The sequence below is a fragment of the Tistlia consotensis USBA 355 genome (assembly GCF_900177295.1).
In the GTDB taxonomy this organism is placed as follows: domain Bacteria; phylum Pseudomonadota; class Alphaproteobacteria; order Kiloniellales; family DSM-21159; genus Tistlia; species Tistlia consotensis.
Map to the genome: position 1 here is coordinate 62,338 of NZ_FWZX01000029.1, position 18,305 is coordinate 80,642.

The following is an 18,305-nucleotide window of genomic DNA, read 5'->3' on the forward strand; positions in this document are numbered from 1 at the left end:
GTCAGAACTGGACGCCGAAGCTGAAGTTCAGCAGCTGCGTCTTGTCGAAGCCCTCTTTGATGAGCGGGAAGCCGAAGTCGATGGCGACCAGGCCGAGCGGCGAGTTCCAGACCAGGCCGGGGCCGATCGCCAGGCGCGGCGAGTCGGAGTCGTAGGCCGAGCCCTTGTCGCCGTCGAAGCCCCAGACCGCGCCGGCGTCGGCGAAGATCCGGCCCTGGACGTCGAGGGCATCCTGGAAGCCGAGCGGGAAGCGCAGCTCGGCCGTGCCCTTGTAGTACTGCTTGCCGCCGATCGCGTCGTCCGAGGAGATGTCGCGCGGGCCGATGCCGCCGAACTCGAAGCCGCGGAAGGTCGAGCCGCCGAGGAAGAAGCGGTCGGACACCCGCGTGTCCTGGCCGATGCCGACCATGTGGCCGGCGGCGCCGCCGATGAACAGCGTGAAGCTGTCGCCGATCGGATAGTAGTAGTTGCCCTTCAGCTCGTTGCGCAGGAAGCGGACGTCGCCGCCGAGACCCGTGAAGTTCGTCTCGTAGCTGACCTGGAAGCCCGAGGTCGGGTTCGCGCCGCCGACCGTGCGGTCCCAGATCAGCTCCTGGTCGATGCTGGAGCGCACCGTCGTGCCCTCCTCCGACTTGACCGCAAAGGAGGCGCTGTCGCCGACGTTGTAGATCGTGCGTCGCTCCAGCTGATAGCGCCAGACGTTGCGCGTGTACTCGGTGACGTTGTAGCCGGCCCGCAAGGCGCCACCGAGCCGCTTCTGGTCGAAGTTGCTCTCGTTCCCCTGCAGGGTGTTGCGGAACAGGTCGAAGCCGGCCGACAGGTCGCGGCCCATGAAGTAGGGCTCGGTGAAGCTGAGGTCGACCTGCGAGGAGATGCCCGACAGCTGGAAGCCGAGCCGCAGGTCCTGGCCGCGGCCGAGCAGGTTGCGCTCGCGGATCTGGATGCGGGCGAGCGGGCCGACCGAGGTCGAGACGCCGGCGCCGAGCGAGACCTCGCCGGTCGAGGCCTCCTGGACCTTGACCTTGACCACCGTCTTGTCGGGCGCGCTGCCCGGCTCGTTGGTCACCTCGACCTTCTGGAAGAACTCGAGGTTCTGGATGCGCTCGCGCGAGCGGCGCAGCTTGGCGGCGTTGAAGGCGTCGCCCTCGGCCAGGCGGAACTCGCGGCGGATCACCCGGTCGAGGGTGCGCACGTTGCCCTCGATGTCGATCCGCTCGACGTAGACCTTCGGACCCTCGTTGATGTCGTAGGTCAGGCCGATGGTCAGGTTCTTGCGGTCGCGCTGGGTCTTCGGACGGATGTCGACGAAGGCGTAGCCGAGGTTGCCGACCGCCTCGGTCAGCGCGTCGATCGACTTGTCGACCAGGGTGGCGTCGTACCAGTCGCCCTCCTGGGTCTTGACGTCGTCGCGCAGGGTCTCGGGGTCGAGGTTCTTCAGGGTCGAGTTGATGTCGATCTTGCCGAACTTGTAGCGCGGCCCCTCGTCGACCGTGAAGGTGACGATGAAGGACGAGCGGTCGGGGCTCAGCTCGGCGACGGTCGAGACGACACGGAAGTCCGCGTAGCCCTCGCTCAGGTAGAAGCGCCGCAGGTTCTCGCGGTCGAAGGCCAGGCGGTCCGGGTCGTAGACGTCGCTGGAGCTCCAGAAGCGCCACCAGGACGACTCCGTGGTCGCCAGCTGGCCGCGCAGCGTGCCGTCCGAGAAGGCCTGGTTGCCGACGAAGTTGATCGCCGAGATCTGGGTGATCTCGCCCTCGTTGATCTCGAAGACCAAGTCGACGCGGTTCTGGTCGAGCTTGATGATCTTCGGCTCGACCGTCGCGTTGAAGCGGCCCTTGCGGCGGTAGAGGTCGAGGATGCGCTGGACGTCGTTCTGCACCTTGGTGCGGGTGAAGACGACGCGCGGCCGGAGCTCGATCTCGCCCTCGAGGTCCTTGTCCTCGATGCGCTTGTTGCCCTCGAAGGCGATCCGGTTGATGACCGGGTTCTCGACCACCTTGACGACCAGGGTGTCGCCCTGGCGGGCCAGCGTGACGTCGGCGAACAGGCCGGTCTCGTAGAGGCTCTTCAGCGAATCGTCGAGCTTGATCGGGTCGAAGGGGTCGCCGAGGTTGATGTGCATGTAGCTGCGCACCGTCTCGGGGTCGACGCGCTGGGCGCCGTCGATGCGAATCTCCTGGATCGTGCCGCCGGACGGCACCGCCGCGGGCGTCGCGCCGCCCGCCGTACCCTGGCCCGCCGTACCCTGGGCGGCCGCGGGCACCGCGGCCGGCACAGCCTGCACCAACAGGCCGAAGAGGCCGCACAGCAGCACGGCTCCCAGCCTGAGCGTCCTCCGAGACACGCCTTCTCCCCCCTGGCCCCTGCTAACTCCCGACACGCCGCCTTATTCTCCCCGGTTGGCTTCGGCTTGTCGGCATATCAGAAAACCAGAAGGCGCGACAGGTCGTTCCAGGTCACGAAGACGAAGAGCGTCAGCACCAGCGCCAGGCCGATGCGGAAGCCGTATTCCTGCGCCCGCTCGCCGAGCGGCCGGCCCCGGGCCCCCTCGATCGCGTAGAACAGCAGGTGACCGCCGTCCAGCATCGGCACCGGGAACAGGTTGATCAGGCCGAGGTTGATCGACAGCACGGCCATGAACCAGATCACCGAGACGATGCCGGTCTGGGCGACCTGGCCCGACATCTCGGCGATCCGGATCGGCCCGCCCAGCTCCTCGGTGCCGCGGCTGCCCGTGATCATCTGCCACACCGCCTTCAGCGTGCCGCCGGTCAGGGCGGCGGTCTCGCGGACCGCCGACCAGGGCGCCGCGAGGCCCTGCGGCTCGAAGCTGCTGCCGCTCGCCTGGATGCCGAGCTGCGGCATGCGCACCTCGTTGCCCATCGAGTCGCTGCGCACGACGATCTCCGGCGTCGCGGTGAACTCGACCGGATGGCCGTCGCGCTGCACCACCACGTCCATCGGCGCGTCCAGGTTCAGCTGGACGATGCGCTGGATCTGCTCGAAGCGGCGGATCGGGCTGCCGTTGATCTCGACCACCTTGTCGCCGACCTGGAAGCCGGCGCGCGCGGCGGCGCTGCCCTCGACCACCCCGCCGATCAGCGCCGGCGTCGTCGGCTGGCCGGGATAGACGAAGAAGGCGGTCATCACGACGATCGCGAAGAGGAAGTTCGCGGCCGGTCCGGCGGCGACGATCGCGACCCGGCGCGCCAGCGACTTGTGGTGGAACGAGACCGCCCGCTCCTCCGCCGTCAGCGGCCGCGTCTTGCCGCCGGCCCAGTCGCCGGTCTCCTCGCCCTCGGCGGGCTCGCGGATGCCGGGCGCCGGACGGCTGGTGGCGTCGGCGTCGCCGAACATCTTGACGTAGCCGCCGAGCGGCAGGGCGCTGATCTTCCAGCGCGTGCCCTGGCTGTCGTTCCAGCCGAAGATCTCGGGGCCGAAGCCGATCGAGAAGGCTTCGCACTTCACGCCGCAGCGGCGCGCCACCCAGAAGTGCCCGAGCTCGTGGACGAACACCAGGACGGTCAGGATGACCAGGAAGGCGCCGACCGAGATCGCTACCGATTCCAGGCTGTCCAGGGGCAGGAAGGAGAGGATTTCCATGTGATCTCGGACTCTTCCGTTCAGGCGGGACCCCAGTTAGATCGCGCGTCGACCCCATGATGACAAGGGCGGGGGCGTCGCAGGACGACGGTATCGCCGTCCCGCGGCCGCCGACCCGTCACGAGCCGCCGCGCGACTCAGGCGCGCCCGGCGAGGTCGGCGACGATCTCCTCGGCGCAGGCGCGCGCCTCGCGGTCGATCGCGAACAGCGCCTGCAGGCCCTCGATGGCGCTCGGGGCGCAGCGCTCGAGCGCCCGCTCGACCGTCTCGGCGATGTCCAGGAAACCGATGCGACCGGCCAGGAAGGCAGCGACCGCGATCTCGTTGGCTGCGTTCAGCACGGCCGGCGCGCTGCCGCCCTGGCGCAGCGCCGCCCGGGCCAGGCGCAGCGCCGGGAAGCGCACGGGATCGGGCGCCTCGAAGCTCAGCATGACGATCTTCGCGAGGTCGAGCTTCTCGACCGGCGCCGACATCCGCTTCGGCCAGGCCAGGGCGTACGCGATCGGTGTACGCATGTCGGGACAGCCGAGCTGGGCCAGCACGGAGCCGTCGACGTAGGCGACCAGGGAATGGATCACCGACTGCGGGTGGACCAGGATGTCGATGCGCGACTCGTCGAAGCCGAACAGGTGGTGGGCCTCGATCAGCTCCAGCCCCTTGTTCATCATGGTCGCCGAATCGACGGAGATCTTGGCGCCCATCGACCAGTTGGGATGGGCGACGGCCTGGGCCGGCGTGACCGCGCGCATCTCGTCGAGCCGCCAGGTCCGGAAGGGCCCGCCCGAGGCGGTCAGGATCAGCTTGTCGACCGAGGCCGGCTCGCTGGTATCGAGCACCTGGAAGATCGCGTTGTGCTCGGAATCGACCGGCAGCATCGTCGCGCCGCAGCGGCTGACCTCCGCGGTCATCAGCTCGCCGGCGCAGACCAGCGTCTCCTTGTTGGCGAGGCCCACGGTGGCGCCGCGCCGCACCGCCGCCAGGGTCGGCGGCAGGCCGGCGGCCCCGACGATGCCGGACATGACGAAGTCGGACGGCCGCTCGGCGGCCTCGACCACGGCCTCCGGGCCGGCGGCGACCTCGATGCCGCTGCCCTCGAGCGCGGCCTTGAGCTCGCGGTAGCCGGCGGCATCGCCGAGCGCCACGAAGCGCGGCCGGACGCGCCGCGCCTGCTCGGCGAGCGCGGCGACCGAGCGGTTCGCGGTCAGTGCCTCGACCTGGAACAGCGCCGGGTTGCGCTCGATCAGGTCGAGCGTGCTGCAGCCGATCGAACCGGTCGCGCCCAGGACGGCGATGCGCCGGGGCTCGGCCTGCGGCTCGGTGCGGAGGGTCTTGAGAGCGGGCATGCTAGAAGGGAGCCTTGCCCAGCCATGCCAGGAAGGCAAGAGCGAGCGTCGCGGCGAGCAGGCCGTCGACGCGGTCGAGCAGGCCGCCGTGGCCGGGAATGAGGTCGCTCGCGTCCTTGGCGCCGAACTGCCGCTTGACGCCGGACTCGAAGAAGTCGCCGGCCTGCGCCACGGCCGAGAGGACGGCGCTCAGCAGGACCAGCCGCCACAGGGCGCCGGGCTCGGCCGCCAGCGCGAAGACGGCCCCGACCAGCCCCGCCGAGACCAGGCCGCCGACCATCCCGGCCCAGGTCTTGTTCGGGCTGACCCGCGGCCAGAGCTTGGGGCCGCCGATGCTGCGGCCGACGAAGAAGGCGCCGACGTCGGTCGCCCAGACCAGGCCGACCACCCAGAACACCGGCAGCTCGCCCTGCCCCGCCCCGGCCGGGCCGCGCAGCCACTGCAGGGCGAGCAGCGGCACCGCGAGGTAGAGCACGCCGAAGCCGAACCACAGCGAGAGGTCGCCGCCGCCCGGCCCGGTGCCGGGTTGGCCGCCGACGGGGGCGCGGCGCTCGTCGCGCGCGGCGACCAGGGCGGCGGCCAGGGCGCCGACCGCGACGACCCAGCTGGCGATCGAGGGGCCGAGCAGCGCGCCGGCGGCGACCGGCGCGACGGTGCCGGCGACGACCGCGCCCTCGGCCGCGCCGAAGCCGCGCCGGCGGCCGCAGATCCGGCCCCACTCCCAGGCCATGACGGCGGCCGCAGCCAGCAGCAGGCCGTCGCTCGCCGGCGGCCCGAGGTGGATGGCCAGCAGAACGATCGGGGCCAGGACCAGGGACGAGACGACCCTGGTCACCATCGGCCTGCGCGCCCGGCTATCCGGCAGAGACTGCTGCACCGAAGCGTCGCTCGCGCCGGCCGAACTCGTCGATCGCGGCCAGCAGGTCGTCGCGCCCGAAATCCGGCCACAGCCGGTCGGTGAAGACGAACTCGGCATAGGCCAGCTGCCACAGCAGGAAGTTGCTGATGCGCATCTCGCCGCTGGTGCGGATCAGCAGGTCCGGGTCCGGCAGGTCGGCGGTCCAGAGCCGCGAGGCGAGGAGCCGCTCGTCGATCGTCTCGGGATCGAGCCGGCCGGCCGCCGCATCGCGCGCCAGGTCGCGCGCCGCCGCCGTCAGCTCCTGGCGGGAGCCGTAGGACAGCGCCATGATCAGGGTCAGGCGGTCGTTGTCGCGGGTCGTCGCCTCGGCCTCCTCGACCAGGCGCACGATGTCCGGGGCCAGGCTCTCGCGGTCGCCGATCACGCGCAGCCGCACGCCCTCCTCGTAGAGCTCGGCGATCTCGCTGCGCAGGTAGCGGCGCAGCAGCTCCATCAGCTGCTCGATCTCGGTCCAGGGCCGCTTCCAGTTCTCGGACGAGAAGGAGAACAGCGTCAGGTAGCGGATGCCGAGGTCGGAGGCGGCGCGCACCGTGCGCTTGGCCGCCTCTGCCCCGGCGCGGTGGCCGGCAAAGCGCGGCAGGCCGCGCGCCGTCGCCCAGCGCCCGTTGCCGTCCATGATGATTCCGACGTGGGTCGGTCGTGCGTTCACCGCTCTGGCTTCCCCGGAACCGCCTCGCCCGCTCGAGAAGAGGTCAAACCTGCATGATCTCCGCCTGCTTGGCGGTGAAGGCCTCGTCGATCAGCTGGACGTGCTGGTCGGTCAGCTTCTGCACCTCGTCGCCGCGCCGCCGGTGCTCGTCCTCCGAGATCTCGTGATCCTTCTCAAGCTTCTTCAAGGCCTCCATGCCGTCGCGCCGGACGTTGCGCACGGCGACCTTGCCGTGCTCGGCATACTTGCCGGCGACCTTGACCAATTCCTGGCGCCGCTCCTCGGACAGCGGCGGGATCGGCACGCGGATCGTGGCCCCCTCGCTCGCCGGATTGAGGCCCAGGCCCGATTCCCGGATCGCCTTCTCGACGGGGCCCGACAGCTTGCGGTCCCAGACGCTGACGACGATCATCCGCGGCTCCGGGACCGAGATCGTGGCGACCTGGTTGAGCGGCATAGCGGCGCCGTAGGCATCGACCATGATCGGCTCGAGCAGCCCGGTCGAGGCCCGGCCGGTCCGCAGGCCGCCGAACTCCCGCTTGACCGCCTCAACAGCGCTGTCCATGCGCTTCTCGATATCCTTAAGCAGCGCGTCGGCCATGGCTAGTTCCCGTCATCGACCACAGTGAATTTCCCGTCGCCGCGCACGGCCGCAGCCAGCGCACCGGGCTCGACGATCGAAAAGACTAGTATCGGAATGTGATTGTCCTTCGCCAGCGAAATGGCGGCCTGGTCCATCACCCCGAGGTCGCGCGTCAGGACATCGCGGTAGCTCAGGCGCTCGAAGCGCCTGGCGCCGGGCACCTTCATCGGGTCGGCATCGTAGACGCCGTCGACCTTGGTGCCCTTCATCAGCGCGTCGCACTCCATCTCGGAGGCGCGCAGCGCCGCGGCCGTATCGGTGGTGAAGAAGGGATTGCCGGTACCGGCGGCGAAGATCACCACCCGCCCCTTCTCCAGGTGCCGGAGCGCCCGGCGGCGGATGTAGGGCTCGCAGACCCGGACCATGGTGATGGCCGACTGCACGCGGGTATGGACGCCGAGACGCTCCAGGGCGTTCTGCAGGGCCAGGCAGTTTATCACCGTGGCCAGCATGCCCATGTAGTCGGCCGCCGTTCGATCCATGCCGTGGGAGGCACCGGCCAGGCCGCGGTAGATGTTGCCGCCGCCGATCACCAGGCAGACCTCGACGCCCATGGCGCGGACCGCCTTCACTTCCTCGGCGATGCGGCTGACCGTGGCGTCGTCGAGACCGAACTCGCCGCCCCCCATCAAGGCCTCGCCGGAGACTTTCAGGAGGATTCGCTTGTAGCGCGGCGCGTCGGCCATCGGTCGTCATCCCCGCCCGGACACCGGCGCGGACCGCGGCGCCTGCCGCGGTCCGCTCACCGGCTGCTGTTCTCGCCGGTCTTTTAGAGCACCAAAGCCGATTCCGCGACTCAGCCGCGGGCGGCCGCGACCTCCGCCGCGAAGTCGCTCTCTTCCTTCTCGATGCCCTCGCCGAGCTGGAAGCGCTGGAAGCCGACCAGGGCAACCGGCGCCCCGATCTCCTTCGCGGCGTTCTCCAGGACCTTCGAGATCTTGGTCTCGCCGTCGATCACGAAGGTCTGCTCGATCAGGCAGTTCTCCTCGTAGAACTTGCGCAGGCGCCCCTCGACCATCTTGGCGATGATCTCCTCGGGCTTGCCGGAGGCGCGCGCCTGATCGGCCAGCACGTCGCGCTCGCGGTCGAGCGCCGAGGCGTCGACGCCGGCGCGGTCGAGGGCCAGCGGGTTGGCCGCGGCGACGTGCATGGCGAGCTGCTTGCCGAGCGCCGCCAGCTTGTCGGCGTCGCCCTCGGACTTCAGGCCGACCAGCACGCCGATCTTGCCCAGGCCCTCGGCGGTCTGGTTGTGCACGTAGCCGGCGACGACGCCGGGCTCGGCGACGACCAGCGCGGCACGGCGCAGCGCCATGTTCTCGCCGATCGTGGCGATCAGCTGGGTCAGCTCCTCGCCGACCGTGCGCCCGGTCTCGGGATAGGCCGCCTGTTTCAGGGTCTCGACGTCGCCGTCGGTGCCCAGCGCCAGGCCGGTGACCGTCGAGACGAAGCCCTGGAACTGCTCGTTGCGGGCGACGAAGTCGGTCTCGGCATTGACCTCGACGACGGCGCCGCGGCCGCCCGCGACGGCGATGCCGACCAGGCCCTCGGCGGCGGTCCGGCCGGCCTTCTTGGCGGCGGCGGCCAGGCCCTTCTTGCGCAGCCAGTCGACAGCCGCCTCGATCTCGCCGGCGCTCTCGCTCAGCGCCTTCTTGCAGTCCATCATGCCGGCGCCGGTCTTGTCGCGCAGCTCCTTGACCAGCGCGGCCGTGATCTCAGCCATGATCGTTCCTTTTCGTCGTCTGTCGGACCCGGGCCGTCGGCCCCGGTCGTTCGCTTCTCGAATGGCGGCCCGAAGGCAGCCCGGCCCGTCGCCAGGCGACAGCCGGGCGCGGCGCGTCAGGCCGACGCGCCCTGGTTCTGCTCCTCGGCCGGCGCCTCGGCGGCCGGGGTCTCGGCGGCCGGAGCCTCCGTGGCCGGCGTCTCGGCAGCAGCGGCCTCGGCAGCCGGAGCCGTCTCGGCGGCGGGCGCCTCGGCCAGGGCGGTCTCGGCCGGGGCCTCCTCGCTCTCGCCCAGGTCGCGGCCGCTGCCGATCGCCTCCTGCTGCAGGCCGTCGAGCACGGCGCCGGCGATCAGCTCGCAGTAGGTCGTGATCGCGCGGATCGCGTCGTCGTTGCCCGGGATCGGGTAGGCGATGCCGTCCGGATCGGAGTTCGAGTCGAGCACCGCGACGACCGGGATGCCCAGCTTGTTGGCCTCGGTGACGGCGATGTGCTCCTTGTTCGTGTCGATCACGAACAGCACGTCGGGCAGGCCGCCCATGTCCTTGATGCCGCCCAGCGAGAGCTCCAGCTTGTCGCGCTCGCGGGTCAGGCCGAGCAGCTCCTTCTTGGTCAGGCCGGTGGCCTCGGCGCCGAGCTGCTCCTCCAGCGTCTTCAGGCGCCGGATCGAGTGCGAGATGGTCTTCCAGTTGGTCAGCATGCCGCCGAGCCATCGGTGGTTGACGTAGTACTGGCCGCTGCGCTTGGCGTGCTCGGCCACGATCTCGCTGGCCTGACGCTTGGTGCCGACGAACAGCACGCGCCCGCCGCCGGCGACGACCGTGCGCACGGTGTTCAGCGCCTGGTGCAGCAGCGGCACGGTCTGCTCGAGGTCGATGATGTGGACGCCGTTGCGCTCGCCGAAGATGAACGGCTGCATCTTCGGGTTCCAGCGCCGCGTGGTGTGGCCGAAGTGGACGCCGGCCTCGAGCAGCTGGCGCATCGTGAAATCGGGAAGAGCCATGTCTATCGTTCTCCGGTTCTGCCTCCGCGGGCCGTGATCGAGGGCAGCCGAGAGAGCCGCCTGAGCCCGACACCGGTCGCGACCGCAGCCGAAAATGGCCGCGGCCGTCGCTGGCCCGCGTGTGGGGTTACAGATTGACGGCCGGGAGATAGCGCCGAAGGGGCGGAATTGCAAGCGTGAAGAGGCGCCGCGGCCCGCTTTCATGCGTGCCGGCGCCCTGTCACCGTCTGGATCCCCACGCCCCTCGACAGGCTCGGGACGAAGCAACCGTTCGTGCTTCCTTCTGCTTCGTCCCGAGCCTGTCGAGGGGCGTGGGATCCGGAACGGGCGTTGCTGCGTCCCTACAGGTCCTGCACGACCAGTCCCGGGATCGACTTGATCGCCTGCCGGCCGGCCGCCGAGAGGGCGTAGCCCTGGGGCAGGTCGATCTCGATCTCGCGGCCGCCGTCGATCTCCAGGACGATCGAGACACGGCCCCTGCCCTTGCGCTCGCGCTCCAGCAGGGCCCTGAGATGCGGCAGCGGCTCGTCGCCCTCCAGGAAGACCTTGAGGCCGGCGGCGGTCTTGGCCAGGGCCTGGTCCAGGTCCTCGAAGGACTGGGCGGTCAGGCGCAGGTCGTCGCCCTCGGGCGCGCGCTCGGCGACGACCTCGACGATCAGCGGCTTGCCGCCCTCCAGCAGGTCGCGGGCGGCCCCCAGCACCTCCGAGAAGGCGGTCACCTCGAAGGCCCCTGTCTGGTCGCTGAGCTGGACGAAGGCGAAGCGCTTGCCCGACTTCGAGGTGCGCTCCTGCTTGCCGATCACGATGCCGGCCAGCGCGATGCGCCCGGCCGCGCCCTCGCGCACCGCCCGCGGCAGGTCGGCGATGGTCACCACCCGCCGGCGCTGCAGCAGCGCGCCGTAGGATTCGAGCGGGTGGGACGAGAGGTAGAAGCCGAGCGCGTCGAACTCCTTCTGCAGGCGCTCCATGGCCGGCCAGTCGCTGCAGGGCGGCAGCTTCAGCGGCTCGTCGGCCCCGCTGCCGCCGGGCCCGCCGCCGCCGAACAGGCTGGACTGTCCGACCGATCGGTCCTGGCTGACGCTGGCCGCTGTGCGCACGATCGTCTCGGCGGCCAGGAAGACCTGCTGGCGGTTGTCGTTCAGGCTGTCGAAGGCGCCGGCCGAGGCCAGGTTCTCGATCGCCCGCTTGTTGATCATGCGGGCGTCGAGCCGGCGCGCGAAGGCCGCCAGCGTGGCGAAGCGGCCGCTCTCGTCGCGCTCCTCGGCGAGCTGGCGCATCGCGGTCTGGCCGACGTTCTTGATCGCGCCGAGGGCGTAGCGGATCGCCTTGCCCGGCCCTGGCCCTTCTGACCCCGGGCCCGCCGCCTGATCCTCGGGCCCCTCGGCGGCCGGCGCCGCCACCTTCTCGACTGCGAAGTCGGCGTAGCTGGCGTTGACGTCGGGCGGCAGCAGCGGGATCGACAGACGGCTCAGCTCCTGGCGGAACAGGTTCAGCTTGTCGGCCGAGGCCATGTCGTAGGTCATCGAGGCGGCCAGGAACTCGACCGGGTGGTTCGCCTTCAGGTAGGCCGTGTGGTAGGCGACCAGGGCATAGGCCGCGGCGTGGGACTTGTTGAAGCCGTAGCCGGCGAACTTGTTGACCAGGTCGAAGATCGAGGAGGCGCGCTTGTCCTCGACGCCCTTGGCGGTCGCGCCCTCGACGAAGCTGGCGCGCTGGGCGTCCATCTCGGCCTGGATCTTCTTGCCCATGGCGCGGCGCAGCAGGTCGGCGGCGCCCAGGCTGTAGCCAGCCAGCTCCTGGGCGATCTGCATGACCTGCTCCTGGTAGATCATGATCCCGAAGGTCTCCTTCAGGATCGGCTCCAGGGTCGGGTAGAGGTAGTCTGGCGCCTCCTCGCCCTTCTTGCGACGGATGTAGGAGGGGATGTTCTCCATCGGGCCCGGCCGGTAGAGCGCGACCATGGCGATGACGTCCTCGAAGCGGTCGGGCTTCAGCTTCTTGAGGGCGTCGCGCATGCCCGAGCTTTCCAGCTGGAACACGCCCGCCGTGTCGCCCTTGGCCATGACCTGGTAGGCCGCCTCGTCGTCGAGCGGGACCTTGACCAGGTCGAAGCCCGGCTCCTCCTCGCGGATCAGCTGCGAGGCGCGGGCCAGCACGGTCAGGGTCTTGAGGCCGAGGAAGTCGAACTTCACCAGGCCGGCCTGCTCGACGTACTTCATGTTGAACTGGGTGACCGGCATGTCCGAGCGCGGATCGCGGTACATCGGCACCAGCTCGTCGAGCGGCCGGTCGCCGATCACCACGCCGGCGGCGTGGGTCGAGGCGTGGCGGTAGAGCCCCTCCAGCTTGAGCGCGATCGAGATCATGCGGGCGACGTTCTCGTCGCTGTCGCGCCACTCGCGCAGGCGATCCTCGCCGTCGATCGCCTGTTGCAGAGTGACCGGGTTGGCCGGGTTGTTCGGCACCAGCTTGCAGATCTTGTCGACCAGGCCGAAGGGCAGCCCGAGCACGCGGCCGACGTCGCGCAGCACGGCACGCGCCTGCAGCTTTCCGAAGGTGATGATCTGGGCGACCCGGTCGCGGCCGTACTTCTGCTGGACGTAGGAGATCACCTCGTCGCGCCGGTCCTGGCAGAAGTCGACGTCGAAGTCCGGCATCGAGACGCGCTCGGGATTGAGGAAGCGCTCGAACAGCAGGCCCCAGCGGATCGGGTCCAGGTCGGTGATGGTCAGCGCGTAGGCGACCAGCGAGCCGGCGCCCGAGCCGCGGCCCGGGCCGACCGGGATGCCATGGTCCTTGGCCCACTTGATGAAATCCGAGACGATCAGGAAGTAGCCGGGGAAGCCCATCTGCTCGATGATCTTCAGCTCGTAGTCGAGCCGTTCCCGGTAAGGCCTTGCCTTCTTTTCCCTTTCCGCCTCGCCGTCCTCGGCCAGCCAGACGTGGTCGGCGAGCCGCTTGTCGAGACCGGCCAGGGACTGGGCGCGCAGCTCGGCGGCCTCGTCGCGCCCGCCCTCGGTCGGGAAGGCCGGCAGGATCGGCTTGACCGGCTCCGGATAGAAGGCACAGCGCTGCGCCACCACCAGGGTGTTGTCCACGGCCTCGGGCAGGTCGGCGAAGAGCGCCCGCATCTCGGCCGCCGACTTGAAGCGGTGCTCGGGCGTGACGCGCCGGCGGTTGGCCTCGGCGACGTAGGTGCTGCCGGCGATGCAGAGCAGCGCGTCGTGGGCCTCGTAGACGTCCTCGGTGGCGAAGAAGGCGTCGTTGGTCGCGACCAGCGGCAGGTCGCGGCCGTAGGCCAGCTCGAGCAGGCGCTCCTCGACCGCCTGCTCGCGCGGCTCGCCGTGCCGCTGCAGCTCGACGTAGAGCCGGCCGGGGAAGGCCTCCTGCAGGGCGTCGAGCGTCGTCTCGGCGAGGTCGTCCTGGCCGTCGGCCAGGGCGCGGCTGACCGGCCCCTCGGGACCGCCGGTGAGGCACAGCAGGCCGGCAGCGTGCTGGATCAGCTCCCGGTAGGTGACGTGCGGCGGCGCGTCGGCCTCGACCCCCAGGAAGGAGTGGCTGACCAGCTTCAGCAGGTTGCCGTAGCCGGTCTCGTCCTGGACCAGCAGCACGATCCGGTCGGGCACCGGCTCCTTGCCCGGCGGATGGTCCTCCAGGGTGCGCCTGAGGCCCAGGTTGCAGCCGATGATCGGCTGCAGGCCGGCCTTGCTGGCCTCCAGCGAGAACTCCAGGGCGCCGAACAGGTTGCCGGTGTCGGTGACGGCCACCGCCGGCATGCGCTGGCCGACCGCCAGCTTGACCAGGTCCTTGACCTTGATCGCGCCCTCCGAGAGCGAATAGGCGGAACGGACCCGCAGGTGCACGAAGTCGGCGTGGCTCATGACGCCATTCTGCAAGCCGGCGCCGAGTCCGTCACGCGGCCCGGCGCCGCGGGCCTGTGGATAGCGGGGATCCGGGGATCGGCACGGCCCGCGATCCATTCCCGGTCGTGTTGCGCCCGGGACGCCACCCCTCTAGGCTGTGGCTTCGAAGCGGCCTTCCGGGCCGAGGGCACGCCATCGGCGCGGGGGACCGCCAGAGTTGAGACGAGTCTTCGCTTCGCCGGCCGCCGGCGCGCTGCTCGCCGGCCTCGCGCTCCTGCTCCCGGTCCCGTCCGCCCGGGCCCAGACCTACGACGACTACCGCTTCCCGGAGTGGGACAGCCTGCCGGCCAGGATCCTGGCCGAGGCCAGGAACAGCCTCGATCCGGAGGATGTCGAGCCGCTGCGCCGCGTCGAGTTCGTCTTCGACGCCTCCCTGCGCGACTGGGCCACCGTGCAGATCCACCGGGACGGCACGCGCTACCGCATCGTCCTCTACAAGGCCATGCTGGCGGCGATCGACGCGACGGTGCGCTCGAGCATCGTGACGAGCTACGCGCCCGCCTGCGCGGACAGCTACGAGCGCCGCTTCTATGCCGTCTATGCCGCGGACTTCCGGGAGGACGACCACGGGCCGACCGTCCCGGGCCTGCCGCTGCCGGAGACCTTCCTGGCCGGCGAGCCGGGCTGCGCCGCCTACGCCGAGCTGCTGCGCGACCTGCCGGCAGCCTGGCGCGAGCGCTACGACCTGCTGTTCGACGGCTCGGTCGCCTTCGTCTTCCTGCACGAGCTCGCCCACATCCGCCTGAACCACAACGCCCCGGCCGGCCCCGCCGAGTCGCGGCGCCGCGAGGCGGCGGCCGACGCCTGGGCCATCGAGCGGCTGCCCCGCCTCTATCCGGCCGGCACGGCGCTGCCCGTGCTGCTGCACATCGCCAAGACGACCACGCCGCCCCTGGACGAGCAGCGGGAGATGTCGCATCCGGCCGGGGCCGAGCGCATCGTCCGGCTGCTCGACGTCCTGATCCAGAAGCAGCGCGACGCCGGCTTCCTCGCGCAGCTCCGGCAGCTGCGGGCGACCTTCAGCCCGCTGATCGCCGCGCCGCCGGCGCAGGCCGCCGGTCCGGTCACGGCCTCCCGCCCGCGCCACGAGCGCTGAGACGCGGTGCGCCGATTGCACCGCGCCGATGCGACCGGCCTCCCGCTCAGAAGATCGTGTAGGCGAGGAACTGCCGGAAATCGACGTCGGGAAAGGGCACGAAGGGCGGGTAGAACTCGCCGTGGCGCGAGTAGAGGCCGTAGAGCGTCACGTGCGGCTCGACCAGCAGCAGGGTCGGCGGCTCGCGGGCCGCCTCGGGGCCGACCTCGGCCGCCGAGTCCGCGTCGATCTGCGGCACGGAGAGCGGCCGGCCGTCGGCGGTCAGGCCGATCCAGCGGGCGTTGCTGTCGACGGTCATCCAGCCGCGCTCGGTACGCACCTCGGAGACGGCGTGGGAGTCGCTCCCCGGGGTCATCAGGGCCTCGAGGGCGCCCAGACCCGCCGTGCCGTACAGGCTGACATGACGGGTCTCGAGGCCGAACAGCGCCAGCGCCTTCTCGATCGCCCGGCTGCGGTCGTAGCAGAGCCCGTAGCCCCGGCTCAGCAGCTCCGGGGGCTCGCGCCGCCTGCCCTCGGCGATGCCCCGGTCGATCGGCGCGGCCGCCAGCACGGCGTCCTGCACGGCCAGCACCGTCGCGACCTGCGCCTCGAAGCCCCTAGGCCTCGGAAAATCCGCCAGGTCGCCGTGGCCCGCGCGGCGCAGCATCTCGGCGATCGCCTCGCGGTCCGCCGGGGTCGGCGCCTGCGGCACGTTCAGCCACCAGCCGGCGGCGAGCAGCAGGAGCGTCAGGCCGAGGGCGAGCCGCCGCAGGCCGGTCCGCCGCCGGGACCGCACCGTCGCGCCGGCCGCCCCACCACCGGCCGCCCCACCACTGGCCGCCACGGCCTCCTCGGGCAGGGCCTGGTCACGCTGCATCGAAAGGCCGGCCCGGCTCAGCGATAGAAGGTGTGGTTGCCGATGCGGGCCGTCGTCGTCAGCCGTCGGGTCCAGCTCGGGCGCACGGTGGCGTTGTGGAAGTAGAGCGCCCCGCCGGTCGGGTCGGGCCGCAGCCCGCTGAGCGCGTCGCGCGCCGCCTGCTCGGAGTCGGCCCAGCGCTGGGGGTTGAGCGGCACGTCCGGCAGGCCGTCGCACCACCAGTGGAACTGGCAGCGGTTGCGCTGCTCGCCGCCCTGCCTGACGACGTCGCAGACCGTCTTGGGGAAGCGCTCGTCAGCCAGGCGGTTGAGGGTCACCCAGGCGACCGCCAGCTGCCCCGAGCGCGACTCGCCGCCGGCCTCGAAATAGACATTGAGCGCCAGGCATTCGAACTCGGCCGGATCGATGCGGAGCGGCGCGGCCGGCGCGATCTCGTAGAAGCCGCCGCCGACGGTCTTGGCGCCGAGCTGCGGTGCCGGCAGCCAGTGGATGACCTCCTGCCCCTGCTCGCTCCGAAGGTCGCCGACCTGGGCGCGCGACGCGCCCGGCAGCGCGGCCAGCAGCAGCGCCAGCAACGCCGGGAACAGCCTCGCCGCCGCCCTCACTGCGGCACCAGCCGGCCGTCGCTGAGCGCGACGACCCGGTCCATGCGCCGGGCGAGCTCCAGGTTGTGGGTCGCGACCAGGGCCGCCAGCCCGGTCGCGCGGACCAGCCCGACCAGCATCTTGAACACGCCCTCGGCGGTCTCGGGGTCGAGGTTGCCGGTCGGCTCGTCGGCCAGCAGCACGCGCGGCCGGTTGACGATGGCCCGCGCGATCGCGACGCGCTGCTGCTCGCCGCCCGACAGGCGGCCCGGCCGATGCTCCAGCCGCTCGCCGAGCCCGACCGAGCGCAGCAGCTCGCCGGCGCGCGCCCGGGCCTGGCGTCGCGAGAGTCCGGCGATCCGCTGCGGCACCATCAGGTTCTCCAGCGCGGTGAACTCGGGCAGCAGGTGATGATACTGGTAGACGAAGCCGATCTGCGACCCCCGAATTGCCGTGCGGCGGCCATCGGAAAGGTTGTCGGCGCGCTGGCCGGCCAGGTGCACCTCGCCGGCGTCGGGCCGCTCCAGCAGGCCGGCGATGTGCAGCAGGGTCGACTTGCCGGCGCCGGAGGGGCCGACCAGGGCGGCCAGCTCGCCGGCCTTCAGCTCCAGCTCGGCGCCGCGCAGGATCTCCAGGCTGCGCTCGCCCTGGCGGAAGGTCTTGACGACGCCCCTGAGCGCCAGCGCCGTCTCGCCGTCGACCGGCCGGCCGTCGGGCCGCTCACTCATAGCGCAGCGCCTCCACCGGATCGAGGCGCGCCGCCTGCCAGGCCGGCAGCAGCGGCGCCAGGAACGAGATGGCCAGGGCCATGAGCACGACCTGCACGACCTCGACCGGGTCGCGCTGCGCCGGCAGGTTGGTCAGGAAGTAGATCTCCGGGTCGAAGACGCGGGTCCCGGCCAGGGCCTCGACCCAGTGCTGGATGGTCACGATGTGGTCGGTGAAGAGGATGCCGAGCACGACCCCGGCCAGGGTGCCGACCAGGCCGATCGAGGCGCCGCTCATGAAGAAGATGCGCAGGATCATGCCGCGCCGGGCGCCCATGGTGCGCAGGATCGCGATGTCCCGGCCCTTGCCCTTCACCAGCATGTACTGGCCCGACAGGATGTTGAAGGCGGCGACCAGAATGATCAGCGAGAGGATCAGGAACATGACGTTCCGCTCGACCTGGATCGCGTTGAAGAAGCTGGAGTTGGCGCGCTGCCAGTCGACGATCCGGTAGGTCTGCGGGATGAACTGCGCGACCTGCTGGGCGACGGCCCGGGCATGGTCCGGGTTGTCGAGGAACAGCTCGATGGCGTTGACCTTGTCCGGCAGGCGGAAGAACAGCTGGGCCTGGTCGAGCGGCATGTAGACGAAGCTGGAATCGTACTCGTACATGCCGATCTCGAAGTAGCCGGCGATCGGGTAGGACTTGACGCGCGGCAGCGTGCCGATCGCCGTGGTATTGCCCTGGGGGCTGAGCAGCGTGATCTGATCGCCGGGATAGCGGCCCAGGGCCTCGCCGAGCCGGCGGCCGACCAGCACGCCCTCGCCCTGCCGGAAGCGCTCGGCCGAGCCCTGGACGATGTTGTCGGCGATCAGCTTGCGCTTCAGCAGCTCGGCCGGGTCGAGGCCGCGCACCATGGCGCCGCGCGCCGTGTTGCCGGCGGTGACGATGACCTGCTCCTGGATCTGCGGCACCACCAGGTCGACGCCGGCGATCTTGCGCAGCTGGGCGGCGAGGTCCTGGAAGTGGTCGATGCCCTCGGTGCTGCCGTAGACCGTCAGGTGGCCGTTGACGCCGAGGATCCGGCTCAAGAGCTCCTGGCGGAAGCCGTTCATCACCGCCATCACGATGATCAGCGTGGCGACGCCGAGCGCGATGCCGAGCAGCGAGAAGCCGGCGATCACCGAGATGAAGGACTCCTGGCGGCGCGAGCGCACGTAGCGCAGCGCCATCATGCGCTCGAAGGCACCGAAGACCAT

At 70.9% G+C, this 18,305-nt stretch carries 15 protein-coding genes; 1 reads left to right on the forward strand and 14 read right to left on the reverse strand.

Going from position 1 to position 18,305, the window contains the following annotated elements:
* Nucleotide 1 precedes the first annotated feature (1 nt).
* The 10 genes from bamA to dnaE all read right to left on the reverse strand — a co-directional run bounded on the left by bamA (nt 2) and on the right by dnaE (nt 13,759).
* Nucleotides 2–2,344 (reverse strand): outer membrane protein assembly factor BamA, encoded by a 2,343-nt coding sequence (bamA, locus tag B9O00_RS25565; protein WP_235017197.1) that lies wholly within the window; start codon nt 2,342–2,344, stop codon nt 2–4.
* 77 nt (nt 2,345–2,421) lie between these two features.
* A complete protein-coding gene (gene rseP / locus B9O00_RS25570; RefSeq protein ID WP_085125556.1) occupies nt 2,422–3,603 on the reverse strand; it encodes an RIP metalloprotease RseP in 1,182 nt (393 codons plus the stop codon).
* A 137-nt stretch (nt 3,604–3,740) separates the two neighbouring features.
* Complete coding sequence (locus B9O00_RS25575) at nt 3,741–4,946, reverse strand: 1-deoxy-D-xylulose-5-phosphate reductoisomerase (protein WP_085125557.1); 1,206 nt, start codon at nt 4,944–4,946, stop codon at nt 3,741–3,743.
* A gap of 1 nt (nt 4,947) precedes the next feature.
* Nucleotides 4,948–5,784, reverse strand: a complete 837-nt coding sequence (locus tag B9O00_RS25580) for a phosphatidate cytidylyltransferase (RefSeq protein WP_085125558.1) — start codon at nt 5,782–5,784, stop codon at nt 4,948–4,950.
* Nucleotides 5,785–5,800: 16 nt separating this feature from the next.
* Nucleotides 5,801–6,514: an isoprenyl transferase gene (locus B9O00_RS25585; protein WP_268810790.1), complete on the reverse strand. Its 714-nt coding sequence runs from the start codon at nt 6,512–6,514 to the stop codon at nt 5,801–5,803.
* 43 nt (nt 6,515–6,557) lie between these two features.
* A complete protein-coding gene (gene frr / locus B9O00_RS25590; protein ID WP_085125560.1) occupies nt 6,558–7,115 on the reverse strand; it encodes a ribosome recycling factor in 558 nt (185 codons plus the stop codon).
* A 2-nt stretch (nt 7,116–7,117) separates the two neighbouring features.
* Nucleotides 7,118–7,843, reverse strand: coding sequence for a UMP kinase (gene pyrH / locus B9O00_RS25595; protein ID WP_085125561.1), 726 nt, complete (start codon nt 7,841–7,843; stop codon nt 7,118–7,120).
* Between the two features lie 110 nt (nt 7,844–7,953).
* Nucleotides 7,954–8,877 carry a translation elongation factor Ts gene (gene tsf / locus B9O00_RS25600; protein ID WP_085125562.1) on the reverse strand — a complete coding sequence of 308 codons (924 nt, stop codon included), beginning with the start codon at nt 8,875–8,877 and terminating at the stop codon, nt 7,954–7,956.
* A 116-nt stretch (nt 8,878–8,993) separates the two neighbouring features.
* On the reverse strand, nt 8,994–9,878 hold the full coding sequence (gene rpsB, locus B9O00_RS25605) for a 30S ribosomal protein S2 (protein ID WP_085125563.1): 885 nt from the start codon (nt 9,876–9,878) through the stop codon (nt 8,994–8,996).
* 341 nt (nt 9,879–10,219) lie between these two features.
* Entirely contained in the window at nt 10,220–13,759 is a 3,540-nt protein-coding gene (gene dnaE, locus B9O00_RS25610) for a DNA polymerase III subunit alpha (RefSeq protein ID WP_085125564.1), read from the reverse strand.
* Between the two features lie 199 nt (nt 13,760–13,958).
* On the opposite strand from dnaE, the gene B9O00_RS25615 reads away from it, so the two are divergent.
* Nucleotides 13,959–14,897: a phage exclusion protein Lit family protein gene (locus B9O00_RS25615; RefSeq protein ID WP_085125565.1), complete on the forward strand. Its 939-nt coding sequence runs from the start codon at nt 13,959–13,961 to the stop codon at nt 14,895–14,897.
* Between the two features lie 46 nt (nt 14,898–14,943).
* Here the strand turns inward: B9O00_RS25615 and B9O00_RS25620 are convergent, their stop codons facing one another.
* From B9O00_RS25620 to B9O00_RS25635, 4 genes are read right to left on the reverse strand one after another with little or no spacing between them, the layout of a single operon-like run.
* Complete coding sequence (locus B9O00_RS25620; RefSeq protein ID WP_143596346.1) at nt 14,944–15,753, reverse strand: transglutaminase domain-containing protein; 810 nt, start codon at nt 15,751–15,753, stop codon at nt 14,944–14,946.
* Nucleotides 15,754–15,770: 17 nt separating this feature from the next.
* The gene (locus tag B9O00_RS25625; protein ID WP_085125567.1) at nt 15,771–16,358 is read right to left on the reverse strand and encodes a cell wall hydrolase; all 588 of its coding nucleotides are present in this window, start codon (nt 16,356–16,358) and stop codon (nt 15,771–15,773) included.
* Nucleotides 16,355–17,065, reverse strand: coding sequence for an ABC transporter ATP-binding protein (locus tag B9O00_RS25630; protein ID WP_085125568.1), 711 nt, complete (start codon nt 17,063–17,065; stop codon nt 16,355–16,357). The genes B9O00_RS25625 and B9O00_RS25630 overlap by 4 nt, the downstream gene beginning before the upstream one ends.
* Nucleotides 17,058–18,305: a lipoprotein-releasing ABC transporter permease subunit gene (locus tag B9O00_RS25635; RefSeq protein ID WP_085125569.1), complete on the reverse strand. Its 1,248-nt coding sequence runs from the start codon at nt 18,303–18,305 to the stop codon at nt 17,058–17,060. Before B9O00_RS25635 ends, B9O00_RS25630 begins: the two co-directional genes overlap by 8 nt.

Bases quoted from the DNA above. Each gene is read 5' to 3' on its own strand.
- rseP (WP_085125556.1), bottom strand. From the start codon at position 3,603: ATGGAAATCCTCTCCTTCCTGCCCCTGGACAGCCTGGAATCGGTAGCG.
- B9O00_RS25575 (WP_085125557.1), bottom strand. From the start codon at position 4,946: ATGCCCGCTCTCAAGACCCTCCGCACCGAGCCGCAGGCCGAGCCCCGG.
- B9O00_RS25580 (WP_085125558.1), bottom strand. From the start codon at position 5,784: ATGGTGACCAGGGTCGTCTCGTCCCTGGTCCTGGCCCCGATCGTTCTG.
- frr (WP_085125560.1), bottom strand. From the start codon at position 7,115: ATGGCCGACGCGCTGCTTAAGGATATCGAGAAGCGCATGGACAGCGCT.
- pyrH (WP_085125561.1), bottom strand. From the start codon at position 7,843: ATGGCCGACGCGCCGCGCTACAAGCGAATCCTCCTGAAAGTCTCCGGC.
- tsf (WP_085125562.1), bottom strand. From the start codon at position 8,877: ATGGCTGAGATCACGGCCGCGCTGGTCAAGGAGCTGCGCGACAAGACC.
- rpsB (WP_085125563.1), bottom strand. From the start codon at position 9,878: ATGGCTCTTCCCGATTTCACGATGCGCCAGCTGCTCGAGGCCGGCGTC.
- dnaE (WP_085125564.1), bottom strand. From the start codon at position 13,759: ATGAGCCACGCCGACTTCGTGCACCTGCGGGTCCGTTCCGCCTATTCG.
- B9O00_RS25620 (WP_143596346.1), bottom strand. From the start codon at position 15,753: ATGCAGCGTGACCAGGCCCTGCCCGAGGAGGCCGTGGCGGCCAGTGGT.
- B9O00_RS25630 (WP_085125568.1), bottom strand. From the start codon at position 17,065: ATGAGTGAGCGGCCCGACGGCCGGCCGGTCGACGGCGAGACGGCGCTG.
- B9O00_RS25635 (WP_085125569.1), bottom strand. From the start codon at position 18,305: ATGGTCTTCGGTGCCTTCGAGCGCATGATGGCGCTGCGCTACGTGCGC.